Here is a 15,947-nt window from a genome sequence, read left to right on the forward strand (position 1 = left end):
GCTGTGAATTTCCGGTGTCATTAGCGATAAGATTCCGTAGGAGGTTGTGTTAAGAAATGTCTAATCATCGTTCCAATTACAAAGGTTACTCTGAACAGCGTCGGAATAAAGTTGCGCCATATATAGCCGCTGTGTTGTCGCTCACACTTTTTGGTGCTCCGGGAGTAGTAGGTGCTGCGGAGGATGGAACAAGTATACGGGACTTGCAACAGGCTGCCCCGTGGGCCCAGCAAGCCATTGAACAAGCTACCCAGCAACAATGGATTATTCCAGACGGAACAGGTCGTTTCAACCCGGATGCACCCATGACAAGAGGAGAACTTGCACATATGTTGGCTCAGCTTCTGGAGATAAAGATTTCGTCTTCAGACCAACGGCCGAGACAGTTATTTAAAGACTTAGAGCGTACAAGTTCGAACGAATCTTATATCTATGCTCTTAACTTAACTGGAATTATGAATGGATATCCCGATGGTACGTTTCGAGCGAATGGTGTAGTGACGAGAGAACAGCTTGCTGTTACGATGGTTCGGGCACTGAAGGTGAAAGGATATGATGGGTCATCTAATGGGCAGCAATCGTCATCATTTAAGGATAGCAAGGATATTAGCGACTGGGCTTTGCCCGGTGTGCAACAGGCCGTTGGATTAGGTCTTCTCAAGGGGGAAAATGGATATTTTGCACCCAAACGTTCCACGTCCAGACAAGAGATGGCTGTCATTGCAGTGCGAACAACAGACACGATTCGAGTATTGAGGGAATCAGGTTCAGAGCAAGATGGTTCTAATTCGCAGGCTCCAAAAGATAATCTAGGCAAGGTGACGGAGACACAAGGTACAATTACAGGAACAGTAGGCACTGCGAATGGTACAGGTACAGGGAACAACAACAACAATAATACTGGAACAACGTCCGGCGGAACAACAGATGGAGGAAGTGGAGGATCGGTTAATCCGTCTGTACCTTCAACCCCTTCCAATCCATCTAATCCAACAAATCCATCTAATCCAGGAACCAGCAATCATGCTCCAATCGTTGCCCCTGGAGGTTTGCCTGCTCAGGAATTGACGTTGGATCACGCTTCTAAGGACTTGCAGGCCTCTTCTTATTTCAGCGATCCAGAGGGTGGACCATTGAAGTTCGCTATCTTGTCGGGAGATGAGAACATGGTATCTTCTACTGTGACGGACTCGGTAATTCGCCTTGCACCACGAGCTGCTGGTCAGACGATGCTGACCATTCAAGCTACTGATGAACAAGGTGCCAGTGTAACGGCACAACTCCAGGTTACCGTGCAAGTGAATACGATTAGCCGCCAATTCCCTGACGAGCAATTGGCTGGAGCTATGGCATTTTGGCTACAGAAGGGGCTAGATGATCCGCTGACCAAAGCAGAATTAGCTACGGCACTTGTCCAGACTCAAGGAGGATTGTATGCAAGAGATGCTGGCATTTCCGATCTTACCGGTGTCGATATATTTAATGGATTAAATGTCGTAGAAATTGATTTATCTGGAAATAACATAAGCAAAGCGGATGCCTCTGAATTTGAACAATTAGAGTGGCTTGATCTGTCGAACAACCGTCTGAGTGAAATTAACGTCACAGGGCTTGAGAAGTTGCATTACCTAAATCTGAGAGATAATGAGCTTAGTGTGCTGGACGTGACAGGGCTGACTTCCTTGCAAACATTGTTTATGCAAAACAATCAGCTTGTTCATATTCCAGGGGGACTGGTAGATTTAATGAATTTGGAATATGTAAGGTTAGATTCCAATCAAATCAACCTCAGAAAAGAACCAGATTCCATAATGCATCATGCCCTGCTACTGAAAGAAGAACTGATATATGGTTTTGATGGTTCTCCTCCTAAATTGATCGAGGCACCAGCGGGAAATACAGCTTATGTAGGTGGAGATGAAATCGAGATAGACTTGTCCTACATGTTTAGAGATGAGGATGACGACAGCTCGACACTTGTGTTAGAAGCGGAGTCTCCTGACGAACAATTAGCAACCGTTCGAATGGTTGGACAGAAATTATACGTGACAGCATTAGGGACAAGTAATACGCCTGTACGAATCTGGGTAATGGCTACAGATTCGTTGGGTATGACGGGCGGGGGTTATGTAGAGGTTTATCTGAGAGAAGCCCAGTAGAGCATATCGTAGTCTAATTTGAATGGAACGATAACAAACGCACTTTCCTATGAGGGAGGTGCGTTGTTTCCATTTTGTGTAATTTAGTATAAGATGAGTGAGATAACGTTAAGCGATAATATGCGATACATAGTCAGTAGATTGCTAATTATGATTGATGTAGAACGGAGAAGGGAGTGCAGGTATGCCACTTACCAACATTACACCAAGTACCGAAGGAGACTCAGCCTATGTCCGCCAGCAATTGGTGGCCTACAATGCGGCACATGTGAGCGAGGCTTTAAGGAACAGATACGAGGAACTTCATTTTCATATTCGAAACGAGGCAGGGCAGATTGTAGCAGGGGTACTGAGCACCTTATGCTGGAACTGGGTCGAGCTAGATATCTTGTGGGTTGATGTCAAAGAGAGGCACAAAGGGTATGGAACGAAACTGCTACAGGAGGTAGAGCGTTTGGCCCGGGAGAAGGGGTGTGATTTCATTATGCTGAACACCTTCTCATATCAGGCTCCTGAATTTTACCTAAAACATGGGTATGAGCTGATGACGATGATCGAGAATGCACCTACGGGACACCAACAATACTATTTCAAGAAGGATCTCATCAGATCAGAAGGAGCAGAAGCATCACGATGATTACAATTAAACAGATTGAACCGCAGGATTTGCCTGCGTTAAACCAGCTGTACCATGAATTGATGGGTACACCTCCCAATGAACAGCAGATGAATGCACAGCAAATGCAAAAGACGTTTCAACAAATGAAGAAACAGAGTCATTACTATGTGCTTGGAGCCTACGATCAGGATAAACTTGTGGGATCGGTTATGGGGGTTGAATGCATGGATCTGATGGGTACTTGCGAGCCATTTATGGTCGTCGAAAATGTCATTGTCTCCGAACGGGTTCGCAGGCAGGGTGTTGGACAGAAGCTCATGCTTAAGATCGAACATATTGCCAAAGATCTGGGGTGTGCGTACATCATTCTGGTGTCTGGAGATCAGCGCAAGGAAGCCCATCGATTTTACGAGAAACTGGGCTTTAGAGACGAGAAGGTTCAGGGATACCGAAAACATTTATAAACGGCAGTATTCTTTCTATACACTGTAAAAAAAAGGGAGTGAGCCCCTAGCGGACGCTCTCTTTTTTAGTGAGCGAACGGAAAAGGGGAGCCTTTTTTACAGCAGTATAGCGTATCCTACACCTATACTTTAGTAGCATATCGAGAAGGATAGATTTTTGTTAAACTTTAGGAAAAAGAATACATAGGAGGTTAACGAATATGCGTATCGTGGATAACATCAAAGTCTGGGGGGAACCGCTGGAGAATGCCGTCAGTCAGGCGGTAACTTGTTCGAAATATGGAGACGTGCTGGGCGTGGCCTTAATGGCCGATCATCACAAGGGATATTCACAGCCGATTGGCGGAGTGGTTGCTTATCGCAACATGATCAGTCCGTCAGGAGTGGGGTACGATATTGCCTGTGGCAACAAAGCAGTGCGCACGAACCTGATGTGGGACGATATTCGTGACCGGATCGCGGTCATTATGGATGATATTAATGCAACGATCTCATTCGGCGTAGGCCGGAACAACCCAACCCCGGTGGAGCATGAGCTGTTCGATGATCCGAACTGGAAGCTTTTTGATACCATCGAAAGCGGATTGCAACAGAAGCTGAAGACACTTGCACGGAATCAACTCGGAACTGTCGGTAGCGGAAATCATTTTGTCGATATTTTTGTGGAAGAGCAGACGGGCAAGGTATGGATTGCCAATCATTTTGGCAGCCGTGGCTTCGGACATAAGGTAGCGAGTGGATTCCTTAATCTGGCGGCTGGACGAGAGTTCAGCGGCAAAGCACCGGGTGAATCGATGGATCAGCCGCCGACCCTGTTTGATCTGAACAGTGAAATGGGTGATATGTATTGGGCGGGTATGACACTGGCCGGTCGTTATGCCTATGCCGGAAGGGATTACGTGATTGAGCAGGTGCTGGGGATCCTTGGAGCGAGTGCTGAATATGCCGTACATAATCATCATAACTTTGCGTGGAAAGAGCTGCATATGGGCGAGGAAGTCGTCGTTGTTCGTAAAGGAGCGACACCGCTGGCACCGGGCCAGCTTGGCTTTGTCGGCGGAAGTATGGGGGATATTTCGGTCATTGTAGAAGGCATCCATAGTGAGGAGAATACGGAGTCCTTCCGCAGTACGGTTCACGGAGCAGGACGGATCATGAGTCGTACGCAGGCGGCAGGCAAAATGAATTACAAACTTCGCACGCGTATGGGCGGCGAAATTAGTGAAGAACAGATGCAAGCCGCCATTCGAGCATATGGTGTGGAGCTCCGCGGAGCTGGCACGGATGAGAGCCCGTTTGTCTACAAAAAATTGCAAGACGTGCTCACTGCGCACGCCAATACGCTCAAAATCAATCATGTACTGCGCCCGATAGGCGTGGCGATGGCGGGTGGCAATGAGTTCGACCCCTACAAGGATTGATCGAAGATCAACCTGGGGCACGTATTATTTTTTTAACTAGAATTCAGACACAAAAAGGAGGCCAAGCACCATCATGAGAAACTGCGCGATATACAGCTCCCAGTTTGACCTGGATCAGTTGCATGAAATGATCCAATCCATCTATCCTGATGCCGCCATCCAGCGAAGAGAAGACCATACGCACATACAGGTGATTCAGAAGAAATGGTTTAGCAAAAAAACAAAGGGCTTCAACATCATGACCAGCCAGACGCATCCCGAGGAGTTCGGCACGATGATTCAAGGTATGCTTGGGTTTATGAGTCAGATTGAAGGGCGTAATGCTGCGCTTCAGGAAAAGGTACTGATTAAATGCTCCACCCTGAACATGGTGATCGGCATCGAGACAGAAGAAGATATCTCGGAAGAGTTCTTTAACGAGTTATTACAACTGGCTGAAGCGCTGGATGCCATCATTTTCTGGGGAGGTGGCTCCCTACTGAATGCTCAGGGTCAGCTGCTTCTGGATGTAAACGGAGAATCCGAAGTAGAGGATTACACGGTAACCGCACACACGAGTTATCTGGATGACACTCGTCCACCCTCAGCGGATGCTGTGGAGCGCAAGGCGCGTTCAGAGCAGCGATTAGCGGCGCAAGGTGTTCCGTATAATGCCAATCTGCCAGCAAGGGCAGGTGAGCAGGATACAACAATTCGAACGAAGGAAGAGGTTGCGCAGCGTGCTGTAGCTCTCTGTATAGCCGCCCTAAAAGGTGAGTGCCTGGGAGCAGGTGAGAGTAACGATGACACGGCAGCGCTTGTGCAGGAAGTCATCGACAAGTATGATGCATCCGCCTTCTTTTCTCCGGATGAAAAGTCTTTTCTGGATCAGCATGGAGCACAGCAGCAAGAGGTCATTCGCTTCTCTTGGGGATATGAGGCATACCATGTCATGCTATGGGCACTAGGGTACGTGGAAGAATTGAGTGCACCTACTGAGCTGTGCAACGTAAGTAAGGACGTTGGTTATCTACAGCAAAAGGACAGCTACGCAGAGTTCCTGTCGGATGCCACTCTTCGCAGCAAAGCTGAAATTTTGGACGAGGCCGACTTGATCTATCGGTACAATTGGGTCTGTGTAAACAGTAGAATTAAAGAGGAGTTACCACCTGCAGGTTTAAACCCCGGTGTAGCTTATGAACGGCATCGCGCCCTTAACTGGCTGATCTGTTATCTCGATCAAGCGTGGGACGAGGTACGGACGGATACGTAAAAAAGATTAAACTGAAAAGAGCCATCGACTAGATTGTTTATCTAATCGGTGGCTCTTAATTATGTGTTATTCGATAGATGAGGTTACTGAGGGAGAAATCATGGCTTGAATTGCAGGAAACAAGTTCTCGCTGCTCGTAAATAAAATGTAGGATTGATGAGTGGTTCGGATCAGAATCCGCTCGGTTGAACGAGCATAACCGATTCGGACAGCTGAAGGCTCACTTCCTCCATAGGTGTTATCTAAAGTTACAGATGTGATTTGTGAAATGGGGATTTCAATCTTGGTAAACTGCCAGCGTATGATCAGTTGATCATCTACTTGCTTTACGTTTACATCAAACATAGGATGACCTCCTTCTTTTGTACAAATCAAATGATTGGACTAACAAAGTGATGAAACCGTATTAGGTATACGATAGTTCTAGTTTATCATTTTTGGCTAAAAATTCCTAATTAATAAAGATGAAGTAACTAAAAATTTCAACATAAGATATGATGTTTGAGTAGAATCAATCCATCCAATGTTTTGTAAGGAGATGAGCTGCATAAAAAAACTTAATGGATACCATTATTTCGAGAAAAATGTAGGCCCGTTCCGTAATCTCTCAAGCCTGTCTCAGAGAGAGGCCGAAGCAGTTTCACAACAGATTCGGCAGGAAGGCCGAGTTTTTGCCGCTCAGCGGTCTTCCGACTACATAACAATAAGGAGACGCCTCGAGCATATGGCATATGAGAAGTTCACATATAAAGGGGGAAAGCCGACTCAGGACTATCCCCATTATCTCACGCTAGGTGTATGCCCCTGGCTGGAAACATGGTACAAGGAGCCGAACCATATCATCATTCCATGGGAAGCATTGCCGGCAGAAGTTGTGAGCTTTACGTACGGTGATCTCTTCCCAACGATGCGTTATGAAGACGATAAATCCTATCGCAAGCAGGTTTATACCAAAGACGAAATCGGTGAATTGATTCAGTCTTATGGTTTGCCGCAGGAGTGGAATCGAACGGGCGAACATGGGCCCGAACGATATATTGAAATTCAAGTCTGGGACAACGAGGTTATACGGGCATATCGTTAAATCCACTCATGACGATGCTTTATTTACGTTTACGATTGAATAGAACGTAGCTTGGCTTTCGATTGTTCAGAGCCATCTTAAGCGGGTTTAACACGAAGGAATAATCCCAGCAAACCGAGTATAGCAAACGCCATAAAAGCTGCTGTGCTTGAAAATACCTCGATAGTATATCCCGCCATAAATGATCCTAGGAATTGACCCACGCCCAGCGCGAGAAATGCAAGACTAATGCCGATGGAGACATTTGGCTGGAACAGTCTCGTTGCCCATACAATGAAAACACTTGTGAGAAAAATGTACGTGCTGCCGAACAGGACGGCTGAAACCATACTTGATGTCATCGAAGGCAGGACAATAACGCCAAGCGAGATCGATAACAACAGAATGCCTATACGATAGGACCAACCTAACTCAATCCGTTCTATGATCCGACCTGCACTTCCGCCGAGTATACCTGTCACGCCCATAACAATCCAGAACAAGACGGCTTCCGAATCGGAGGCCCCTTTCTCGTCCGTAAGAAGGTTTCGGGCAAAAGTCCAATAAATCGCAGAGCTTGCGCCTGTTAACATACAAGCCATGAGTAAAGCCGATCCCGGTCTGGTGGGTCTCATGCAAGACCAGATGGACTTCGTACAAGGGAGTGTTTTGGTTGCAGGAATCGCATGTCGGTTCCATAGCAACACGGTTATGCCTATGAGGGCAAACAGGATATAACTTATACGCCAGTAATCGGTGAATAGCAAGTAGAGTGGACCGGAGACGATAATACCAAAGCTGGTGCCTGTATTGATCCAGCTGTTCCCTCTGGCGTGCAGATCTGGTGCGAGTTCTGCGCTTACTGCATTCCCGAGGGCTGGAGATGCCCATCCTGTGCTGAGTCCGGCAAGAAAAACACCGGCCGCAAGTAGCCAGGTATCATGTGCCAGTCCGATGCCGATCAAGCCAAGAATAGCGCTGATTCCAGCTAGTTGAATGACGTAATGGTGCCCTTTGTGATTAATGATAAGCGGCGCAGTAAGAAGGGCAAGACAATAAGCAATATAGGTTGCCGAGTTAATGGCCCCGGATGCCGATTCGGATAATTGTAAAGCCTCGGAGATTTCTGGCATAAACAGTCCGTAACTGAAACGCCCAAAAGCATAACATACTGCGATCAGGGCAACGCCAGGAAGGACTATCTTTTTCATTGAATTTCACCGCCTTTTTTAGATAGAACGATCATTATATTTCTTGTGAAAATAAAAAAGTGAGTTGAAATATGAACTCACCCTTTGTGTTATGAATTGAAACTATTTTGAGTCATGTGAATCAGTTCCCGGCAGACCTCTTTTACATTTTCCGTTTCGGCCAGCGCCGTCGAACCCTCTAACAACAGCATAAATTGCATGATGCTTCGATCGTTTGCTTCGGGATCACTTTTTTTTATCAGGGTTATGAGGTGTTTTTTGTGCCCGTTAACGGTTTGTACGATAACATGGTTTGGATCAGCCCCGAATTCTTCCTTCGCTCGTAAAAAAAGACATCCCCTGGCTTCATGTTCCATCAGCCACTTGGCATGACCCTCAGCCAGATTGAGAAAGACGGACTGTGCCTTGTTATCTGCATATATACGTAGTTGCTCCAGATAGCGCTGTTCGCGGCGCAGAAGCACCTCGACAATCAGGTCTTCCTTGGATGCAAAGTGATTATATAACGTCATGATGGCCACGTCAGCATCGGTAATGATCCGTTTTAGGCCAATGGCATGAAAGCCATGCAGATAGAACAGGTCCTCAGACACGTTAAGAAGCGTTTCCTTTTTGCTACTCATAATCGCTTGGGCCACTCCTTTCACCCATTTTCAGTAAAAATAGAATGATCATTATATCCAAAATATAGAATGTGTATATCGATGTCAATCTGAAATGACAGTTTCAATCTCCAGTCGCCCAAAGTTTTCGATCCATTCAGTAGGGCAGCTTGAATCTGTAATCACCATGGATATGTGATCGGCAGGTGCAATTCTGGCAAACGTGGAGCGTCCAAACTTGGTGTGATCCGCCACCAGGATGGCTTCTTCGGCGCGTTCCATCATTTTACGCGAGATCAGGGCTTCCTCCAATACATAATCGGTAATTCCATCGGTGAAGGAAACACCTCCAGCCGAAATGAACGCTTTGTTCACTTTGAACTGGTCAAGTATCTCATGTGCCCCAGGCCCAGTGGCGGCTTGAACAGCAGTGTTGATTTCGCCTCCGGCAAAAATGATTTTACCTGTAAAAGATTCCAGGGCAATAGTCAGGATGGGTACAGAATTCGTAATCACCGTGATAAGGGAGCGATGTTGCAATTGGCGCATGATTTCGAGTGTGGTTGTGCCGTTGTCCAGCATGATGGTTTCGCCGTCTTCAATCAACGAAGCTGCCGCGGCGGCAATAGCCTGCTTTTCTTGAACTTGCAACTGTGAGCGCTTCTGGAAGGGCGCTTCGATCATACCTGAGCGGACACGTACAGCGCCCCCGTACACTTTACGTAATTCACCTTCCTTCTCCAGCCGATCCAGATCCCGCCTTATGGTTTCCGTGGATACCTGAAATAGCTGAGCCAACGTTTGTACCTGAACTTTGCCTTGTGTGGCAAGCTGGGCAAGGATCGTCTGTCTTCGCTCCTCATATGTTAACGACATTCAAATTCCGCCTCCGTTACGTTCTTTTATAGAAGTTTGGCCTTTGTGTGGATTGTTGTTGTTTTTAACAGTTTAAGTTGATGAAAATCACTTGTCAATTTCATTCGGTAGATATGGTTGTTAGATATCAAGAGATGAGTTGACAGAGGATAGATGTGGCGATATTATCAAATGAAACAACTAAAAACCACAATAAACCACATTTTAAAACGGATTGAACACGAGTTATTTCAAGCACTAATCAGCAATACATATAACCAATAGATCTAACTGCATGAATGACGTGAAAGCTTATTGTTCGCATTCAATGCGTATTCATGTGGTATTCGGGAGGACAACACAGTGAAACGACCACTTGCTTTTCGTGAAAATGGAACCTTTACCATCGTACAATTTACCGATATACACTGGAAAGACGGGCGGCCTGAAGATCTGCGAAGCCGGCGGATGATGCAATCGATCATCGAACTGGAACAGCCGGATCTGGTTGTTTTCACAGGAGATGTGATCTACACCGGGCCTGTTGATTCGGGAAATCAGGCGTGCGAGCATCCGGAGCAGGCTTTTCGCGATGCTGTCTCGGCTGTGGAGGCGTGTGGGATTCCGTGGGCTTTTGTGTTTGGCAATCATGATACCGAGCAACGAATCAATCCAATAGAGCTCATGTGTGTAGTTCAGGAGCATGCGCATAGTGTGACGGAAGCGGGCCCGCGTGATATTGCAGGATTGGGCAATTACACGCTGGAAATTGCCGGGGCGAATGGACTTCCGGCAGCCGTGTTGTATCTGCTCGATTCCGGGAGTTATTCGACCGTGGAATCGATCCCCGGTTATGGTTGGATTCAGCAGAGTCAGCTCCGATGGCTGATGGATGAATCCACACGCGTCAATCCCGGCCGCAGCCCGGGGGATAAGCTACCAGCCTTGGCGTTTTTCCATATCCCGATTCCGGAATATCAACTGATGTGGGACAGCCAAGTTTGCTATGGCAACAAATATGAACCTGTCTGCTGTGCGCAAGTCAATTCGGGTTTGTTTGCTGCACTGCTGGAGATGGGGGATGTAATGGGTACGTTCTGCGGACACGACCATGTGAATGATTTTCACGGCCGGTATCAAGGGATACGTCTTTGTTACGGGCGTTCGAGTGGTCATAGTACCTACGGAAGGGAAGGTATGCTACGCGGAGGACGTGTCATTCAGATGCGTGAAGGTGAGCGGGAGTTTAATACCTGGCTTCGTCTGGAGGATGGATCGGTGGTGAAGGAACAGCCCGAGCATCAACCGGAGCAAGGAAAACAGAGAGGGACGTATACAGCATGATTTTACCGTTAATTCTGGTGCTTGCTTCAGGAATGGCACATGCCGTCTGGAGTATGTTTACAAAACGAAGTTTGAACAAAAGTGTTTTTCTATGGTCGATTATGATGATTCCCACCGTATTGCTGCTGCCTGTGCTGGTGGTGGAATTGTCCCGCGAGTCGTTACCCGTGTCAGCTTATGCGCTGTTGATCGTGTCGATGGCACTTCAGGCGTTATACTCCTGGCTGTTGTCTCAGACGTATGAGCTTGGTGATCTGTCTCAGATCTATCCGATTATGCGGGGCACGAGTACGTTGCTGGTGCCGTTGATCGGGGTTGCTTTTCTAGGAGAAAGGTTGTCGGGATTCGGATGGTTAGGCATTGCCTGTATGATTGTTGGTTTCATCGTTCTTAGCGGTGTGGGGAGCAGGAAGGGACAAGCAGGCTCTGGAATGAAGGGGGCGAAGCCAGTTCTGATGGCCTTGTGTGTGGGGTTATGTACGACGAGTTATGTATTTGTGGACAAATTAAATCTGCAACATATTTCGCCCTTGGCGTTGCTTGAGGTTACGAATATTGGTTTTGTGGCTGGATTAACGCCAGCGCTGCTCGCTTCAGCTGGCTTGCGTCAGGAATGGAAGGTCAATCGTTCGACGATTTTGCTTGGGGCTTTGCTGAATCCGGGATCATATCTGCTCTTTCTATTTGCACTGGAACAGGCTCCGATGGCCAGATTGGGCCCGCTTCGGGAAGTGGGTACGGTATTTGCGGCTTTTCTCGGGATTTGGTTATTAAAAGAACAGCAGGGAATGAAACGGATTCTCTGTTCCATCGTTATTTTTGGCGGCATTCTCCTGATTGGTGTGTGGGGATAGGGTAGGAAGACATCGGTCAAAAGAAAGCACAAAATGACAGGCTTCTCTACCCTTCTTCGTGTATCATGATAAGCAAGGAGTGATGCAGCACATGAAATGGATTGAAGCCATACAGAAGTCGATTCAATATATAGAAGAGCATTTACTGGAGCCTATGACGACGGATCAGATTGCGGCGCATGCGCATATGTCGGCATTTCATTTTCAACGTATCTTTGGTTTAATGACCGACGTTACCGTGGCGGAGTACATCCGGCGCAGAAGATTAACACTGGCGGCCAATGAACTGTTGCAGGGAGATCCCAAAATTATGGATTTGGCCTTCAAGTATGGCTATGATACGCCTGAATCGTTCACCAAGGCTTACCGCAGACAACATGGAATATCGCCAAGCGAAACCCGAAAGTCCGGTGCCTCAGTCCAGTCGTATAATCGACTCGTTATTCAAGTTAGTTTACAAGGAGCAGAGCCAATGAAACATCATATTGTCGAACAAGAGGCATTTTCCATCGCAGGCATCAAACAACGCTTTTCATATGTGGATGGGCAGCATTTGCAGGGGATTCCTAATATGTGGGAGGAAGCGTATCACAGCGGTGCAGAGGATCGGATAGCTGCATTGAATAACGGGGTTATCCCGGGTTTGCTAGGGGTGTGTGTAGATCAGGGCGAGATCGAGGACAAGCAGATGGAGTACTGGATTGCAACAACGTATGAAGGGGAGCAACCGGAAGGTCTATCTACGTTAACGTTCCCCGCGAGCAAATGGGTGGTTTTCGAGGTGGAGGAACCGATGCCTCAGGGAATACAAAAGCTGTGGAAACGTATTGTAGGTGAATGGTTCCCTTCAAATGCATACGAACATGCCTGGCTGCCTGAACTGGAAGTCTACCGCGGCATGAAACACGCGCCTCAAATCTGGATACCGATTAAATAGCCCTATAATAAGTATTGAATATCTGGTTCGTAAGCATTAATTATCTTCACCAATGATCATCGATCAATATGACATCATAACTCCGCTCAGGAATCGTGATTTTCAGGCGTTCATTCGTTTTGGATGTACCTGAAAATGACAGCTTGAGGGGAGTTGTTTATTTTATTCCAGGGTTCGAAACATGTTATATTAAAAAACAGTAGTCTCATCTATCCCTAAGAACGACGGACGGCCAAGCTGGAATGAAGATATCAGATTCGAGTAGGTCAAGGAGGATTTGCTGTGCAATATGAAGAACGGCTTGTCCAAACGTTGCGACAACATGAGCAGATCATGCAGGATCTGCGGCTTGTGCGTTCGCTAGAGTTGCCCGATTGTTATATCGGTGCTGGTTATATTCGCAATTACATATGGGATGATCTTCATGGATTAGCCAGACGGGAACTGCATAGTGATATCGATGTTGTCTATTTTGATGCTACCGATCTCCGAGAGGAGCGGGATTACGAACTTGAGCAGGAGCTATGCACTGCAACAGGTAATACCAAGTGGTCGGTCAAAAATCAGGCCAGGATGCATCTGCGTAACGGAGACATGCCCTATCACTCGACTGAAGATGCACTGCGCTTTTGGCCTGAGCAAGTAACAGCCATCGGTGTACAGTTGCAAGAGGGCGATCAGATTAGGATATGCGCTCCTTATGGGCTGGAGGATCTGTATGCGTTAGTTGTACGCAAAAGCCCGGCGTTTAAGGATGCGACCTACTATAACGAACGTGTGTGTCAAAAGAATTGGCAAGAACACTGGCCCAAGTTAACAATCGTAAGGGCATAAGATAACGAGTGCGGATGTCTATGTACGGGAAGGAGTGTTGCTGTACTGATACGGAAATTTTTACGGGAAAAAGGATATATTTTGGATCTGATCCTGCTGGCGAGTGTGGTTTTCTTTCTGATCTTTTGGGGCTGGAACTTTGCCGTGAAATTTTTTACTCTCCTCGCGGCAACCTTTATCATATTAAGACGGATTGATTATGAGAAACACATCTGGCTGAAACGTGGGTTGTTGGTCGTTTTCGGCATTGGCGCCGTCTCCTTTATCATTATTGAAGCTCTGGTATTTACCCAGCTTGGTTCAAAGGAAGAGGAGCAAGCGGACTATGTCATCATACTTGGGTCGGGCATCAAGGGAACCGAATTGTCACTGACCTTGAAACAAAGGTTGGATGCCAGCTTGGATTATATTCGCACTCACCCGCAGACTCCAGTCATTGTATCTGGAGGACAGGGGCCAGGTGAATCCATTCCTGAAGCCCTTGCGATGAAAAATTACCTGGTGGATCAGGGCATTTCCCCCGCTCAGATCATCATGGAGGATCGCTCGACAAGTACGCAGGAAAATTTGGCTTTTTCTAAAAAAATCATTCTTGCTTCCGGGCTGGAACATCCCAAAATTATGATTGTCACAAGCGATTACCACATGTTCAGGTCGAAATATATTGCGGCCAAAAACGGCTACGCTGCAGAGTACGGGATATCCGCTCCTTCACCAGGGTATTTGAAGCCGATTAATATGATTCGTGAATACTTTGGCACTGTGAAGGCATTTTTATGATAAAACGAGAAACAGGACGAAGCGGAATGAAGATGCTTTGTCCTGTTTTCTGCTTTTTATGACGAACACGACATTAAACTTGGATAGACAAGACTCATTTTTCTGAAGAATCGCTAGAAGCTCTAACCTCAGTTGGTCTGGAAGCAGCCGCTCGAACAGTAGCCTCTCTGGAGTTGTCAGGTGCGATTACAGCCTCGGAGATCTTATCCTGAGGAGAAGTTGGTCTGGAGGCAGCCGCTCGAACAGTAGCCTCTCTGGAGTTGTCAGGTGCGATTGCAGCCTCAGAGATCTTATCCCGAGGAGAAGTTGGTCTGGAAGCAGCCGCTCGAACAGTAGCCTCTCTGGAGTTGTCAGGTGCAATTGTAGCCTCAGAGAGTTCATCCCGAGGAGAAGTTACTCTGGATTCAGCCACTGGAACAGTAGCCTCTCTGGAGCTATCAGGTACAGTTACGGCCTCAGAGACTTCATCTTGAGGTTTAGAAGCACTAGGTTCGGTGGCTCGACTGGCAGTCTCTGTGGCGTTGTTAGGTACAATTATGGCTTCAGTGACCCCTTGCTCCACTTTGGGCGTATGGCTCGATGCCCATACGGCTGTAGACGTACTTGCCGCAGCAATTAGACATACGGATGCGATCGTTATCATCCGATGTTTCTTTTTCATTTTTTTGACATCAAACATCATCGTAAGTCTCCTTTTTAATTGTTTTCCTTCCCCTGAAAGGGATGAGCAAAATTGCACAGGCACGCTTCGCGCTCCCGCGGTGACATTTAAAATGGTTTCGCCATAACGCTTCCGATCTTCGATGGACATCTTCTGGACAACCTTCGCATCACAAGAAAATTCACTCCAAGTGTGAATCTCTTGGCGAAGGAGGTGAACGAGAGGATTGAACCAGTGCAAAGCGCTGACCGTTAGAGTGAGTGCCTTGACCCACAAATCTTTATGTTTAAGGTGAGTTAATTCATGATGGTAGACGAGACTCATATTCAAGCAGGCTGTGCCCGCTTGAGGTAGATAAATCGTAGGCTTCGTTAAACCGACCAGTACGGGACTTCGTAACATTGGACTATATGCCAGGTTGACATGCTGCCGAATACCTAGCTTTTCTTTCATGATGGGGAGCAGTAGGGCGGCCTCGCTATTTTCATTTACATCGGACTGTGTACGTTTCAACGCATGGACGAATCTGTAATAACAATAGATTTGCCACATCGAATAACCGAGAACGCCTACCCCCCAAGCACCGAGCAAAACATAGGCCGCCACAGAAGATATCGTCCATTCCGGGGTAAGCCCTCCTCCAAGCATGCCATGCAAGAAGTCAGATGGATTAAGGTTTTGGTTTGAAGCATGATGAAACAGGCTGGAGAACCATGTTATTCCGAATGATAGGGGCAATACATAAAAAATGACAGCCATTTTACTCAGTGCGTAACGCCAGGAAGCGGGGAAAAGATGGACGGGCAGAAGGCGCAAGGCCAGGATGCAAGCTGTAGCAATGCTTCCTGCCGCGGTCAACGTTATCAGCAGATCAATAAAGAGATTCATACG

The 15,947-nt window shown here is 47.0% G+C and carries 16 protein-coding genes; 11 read left to right on the forward strand and 5 right to left on the reverse strand.

The genetic code is table 11. From position 1 onward, the window contains the following. The first annotated feature begins 56 nt into the window (after positions 1-56). From M3629_RS01130 to M3629_RS01150, 5 genes are all read left to right on the forward strand, one after another. The gene (locus tag M3629_RS01130) at positions 57-2,159 is read left to right on the forward strand and encodes an S-layer homology domain-containing protein (protein WP_251502541.1); all 2,103 of its coding nucleotides are present in this window, start codon (positions 57-59) and stop codon (positions 2,157-2,159) included. Positions 2,160-2,343: 184 nt separating this feature from the next. Then, the gene (locus M3629_RS01135) at positions 2,344-2,796 is read left to right on the forward strand and encodes a GNAT family N-acetyltransferase (RefSeq protein WP_251502542.1); all 453 of its coding nucleotides are present in this window, start codon (positions 2,344-2,346) and stop codon (positions 2,794-2,796) included. Continuing rightward, positions 2,793-3,242, forward strand: a complete 450-nt coding sequence (locus tag M3629_RS01140) for a GNAT family N-acetyltransferase (protein ID WP_251502545.1) — start codon at positions 2,793-2,795, stop codon at positions 3,240-3,242. Before M3629_RS01135 ends, M3629_RS01140 begins: the two co-directional genes overlap by 4 nt. A 200-nt stretch (positions 3,243-3,442) precedes the next feature. Next, positions 3,443-4,663: an RtcB family protein gene (locus tag M3629_RS01145; RefSeq protein WP_251502546.1), complete on the forward strand. Its 1,221-nt coding sequence runs from the start codon at positions 3,443-3,445 to the stop codon at positions 4,661-4,663. Positions 4,664-4,736: 73 nt separating this feature from the next. Further along, a complete protein-coding gene (locus M3629_RS01150; protein ID WP_251502547.1) occupies positions 4,737-5,915 on the forward strand; it encodes a DUF4272 domain-containing protein in 1,179 nt (392 codons plus the stop codon). Between the two features lie 66 nt (positions 5,916-5,981). Here the strand turns inward: M3629_RS01150 and M3629_RS01155 are convergent, their stop codons facing one another. Next, positions 5,982-6,260 (reverse strand): SunI/YnzG family protein, encoded by a 279-nt coding sequence (locus M3629_RS01155; protein WP_154982970.1) that lies wholly within the window; start codon positions 6,258-6,260, stop codon positions 5,982-5,984. A 379-nt stretch (positions 6,261-6,639) separates the two neighbouring features. Between M3629_RS01155 and M3629_RS01160 the strand changes: the two genes are divergently transcribed. Further along, complete coding sequence (locus M3629_RS01160) at positions 6,640-6,999, forward strand: hypothetical protein (protein ID WP_251502548.1); 360 nt, start codon at positions 6,640-6,642, stop codon at positions 6,997-6,999. Positions 7,000-7,076: 77 nt separating this feature from the next. Here M3629_RS01160 and M3629_RS01165 read toward each other — a convergent pair whose 3' ends face one another. The 3 genes from M3629_RS01165 to M3629_RS01175 form a co-directional block, all read right to left on the reverse strand. Then, entirely contained in the window at positions 7,077-8,189 is a 1,113-nt protein-coding gene (locus M3629_RS01165; protein WP_251502550.1) for an MFS transporter, read from the reverse strand. 89 nt (positions 8,190-8,278) lie between these two features. Continuing rightward, positions 8,279-8,812 (reverse strand): TetR/AcrR family transcriptional regulator, encoded by a 534-nt coding sequence (locus M3629_RS01170; protein ID WP_154958299.1) that lies wholly within the window; start codon positions 8,810-8,812, stop codon positions 8,279-8,281. Between the two features lie 84 nt (positions 8,813-8,896). After that, positions 8,897-9,667 carry a DeoR/GlpR family DNA-binding transcription regulator gene (locus M3629_RS01175; protein WP_251502552.1) on the reverse strand — a complete coding sequence of 257 codons (771 nt, stop codon included), beginning with the start codon at positions 9,665-9,667 and terminating at the stop codon, positions 8,897-8,899. Between the two features lie 342 nt (positions 9,668-10,009). Between M3629_RS01175 and M3629_RS01180 the strand changes: the two genes are divergently transcribed. The 5 genes from M3629_RS01180 (at position 10,010) to M3629_RS01200 (ending at position 14,395) form a co-directional block, all read left to right on the forward strand. After that, positions 10,010-10,990 (forward strand): metallophosphoesterase family protein, encoded by a 981-nt coding sequence (locus M3629_RS01180; protein ID WP_251502554.1) that lies wholly within the window; start codon positions 10,010-10,012, stop codon positions 10,988-10,990. Beyond that, positions 10,987-11,844 carry an EamA family transporter gene (locus M3629_RS01185; protein WP_090922113.1) on the forward strand — a complete coding sequence of 286 codons (858 nt, stop codon included), beginning with the start codon at positions 10,987-10,989 and terminating at the stop codon, positions 11,842-11,844. The genes M3629_RS01180 and M3629_RS01185 overlap by 4 nt, the downstream gene beginning before the upstream one ends. Positions 11,845-11,935: 91 nt before the next feature. Then, positions 11,936-12,781 carry an AraC family transcriptional regulator gene (locus M3629_RS01190; protein WP_251502565.1) on the forward strand — a complete coding sequence of 282 codons (846 nt, stop codon included), beginning with the start codon at positions 11,936-11,938 and terminating at the stop codon, positions 12,779-12,781. A gap of 282 nt (positions 12,782-13,063) precedes the next feature. Next, entirely contained in the window at positions 13,064-13,615 is a 552-nt protein-coding gene (locus tag M3629_RS01195) for a nucleotidyltransferase family protein (RefSeq protein ID WP_353056712.1), read from the forward strand. A gap of 81 nt (positions 13,616-13,696) precedes the next feature. Further along, positions 13,697-14,395: a YdcF family protein gene (locus M3629_RS01200; protein WP_251502579.1), complete on the forward strand. Its 699-nt coding sequence runs from the start codon at positions 13,697-13,699 to the stop codon at positions 14,393-14,395. 94 nt (positions 14,396-14,489) lie between these two features. On the opposite strand, the gene M3629_RS01205 is transcribed toward M3629_RS01200, so the two are convergent. After that, positions 14,490-15,944 carry a M56 family metallopeptidase gene (locus M3629_RS01205; protein ID WP_251502580.1) on the reverse strand — a complete coding sequence of 485 codons (1,455 nt, stop codon included), beginning with the start codon at positions 15,942-15,944 and terminating at the stop codon, positions 14,490-14,492. Positions 15,945-15,947: the final 3 nt, after the last annotated feature.

This window comes from Paenibacillus polysaccharolyticus (genome assembly GCF_023714295.1).
Lineage (GTDB): Bacteria > Bacillota > Bacilli > Paenibacillales > Paenibacillaceae > Paenibacillus > Paenibacillus polysaccharolyticus_A.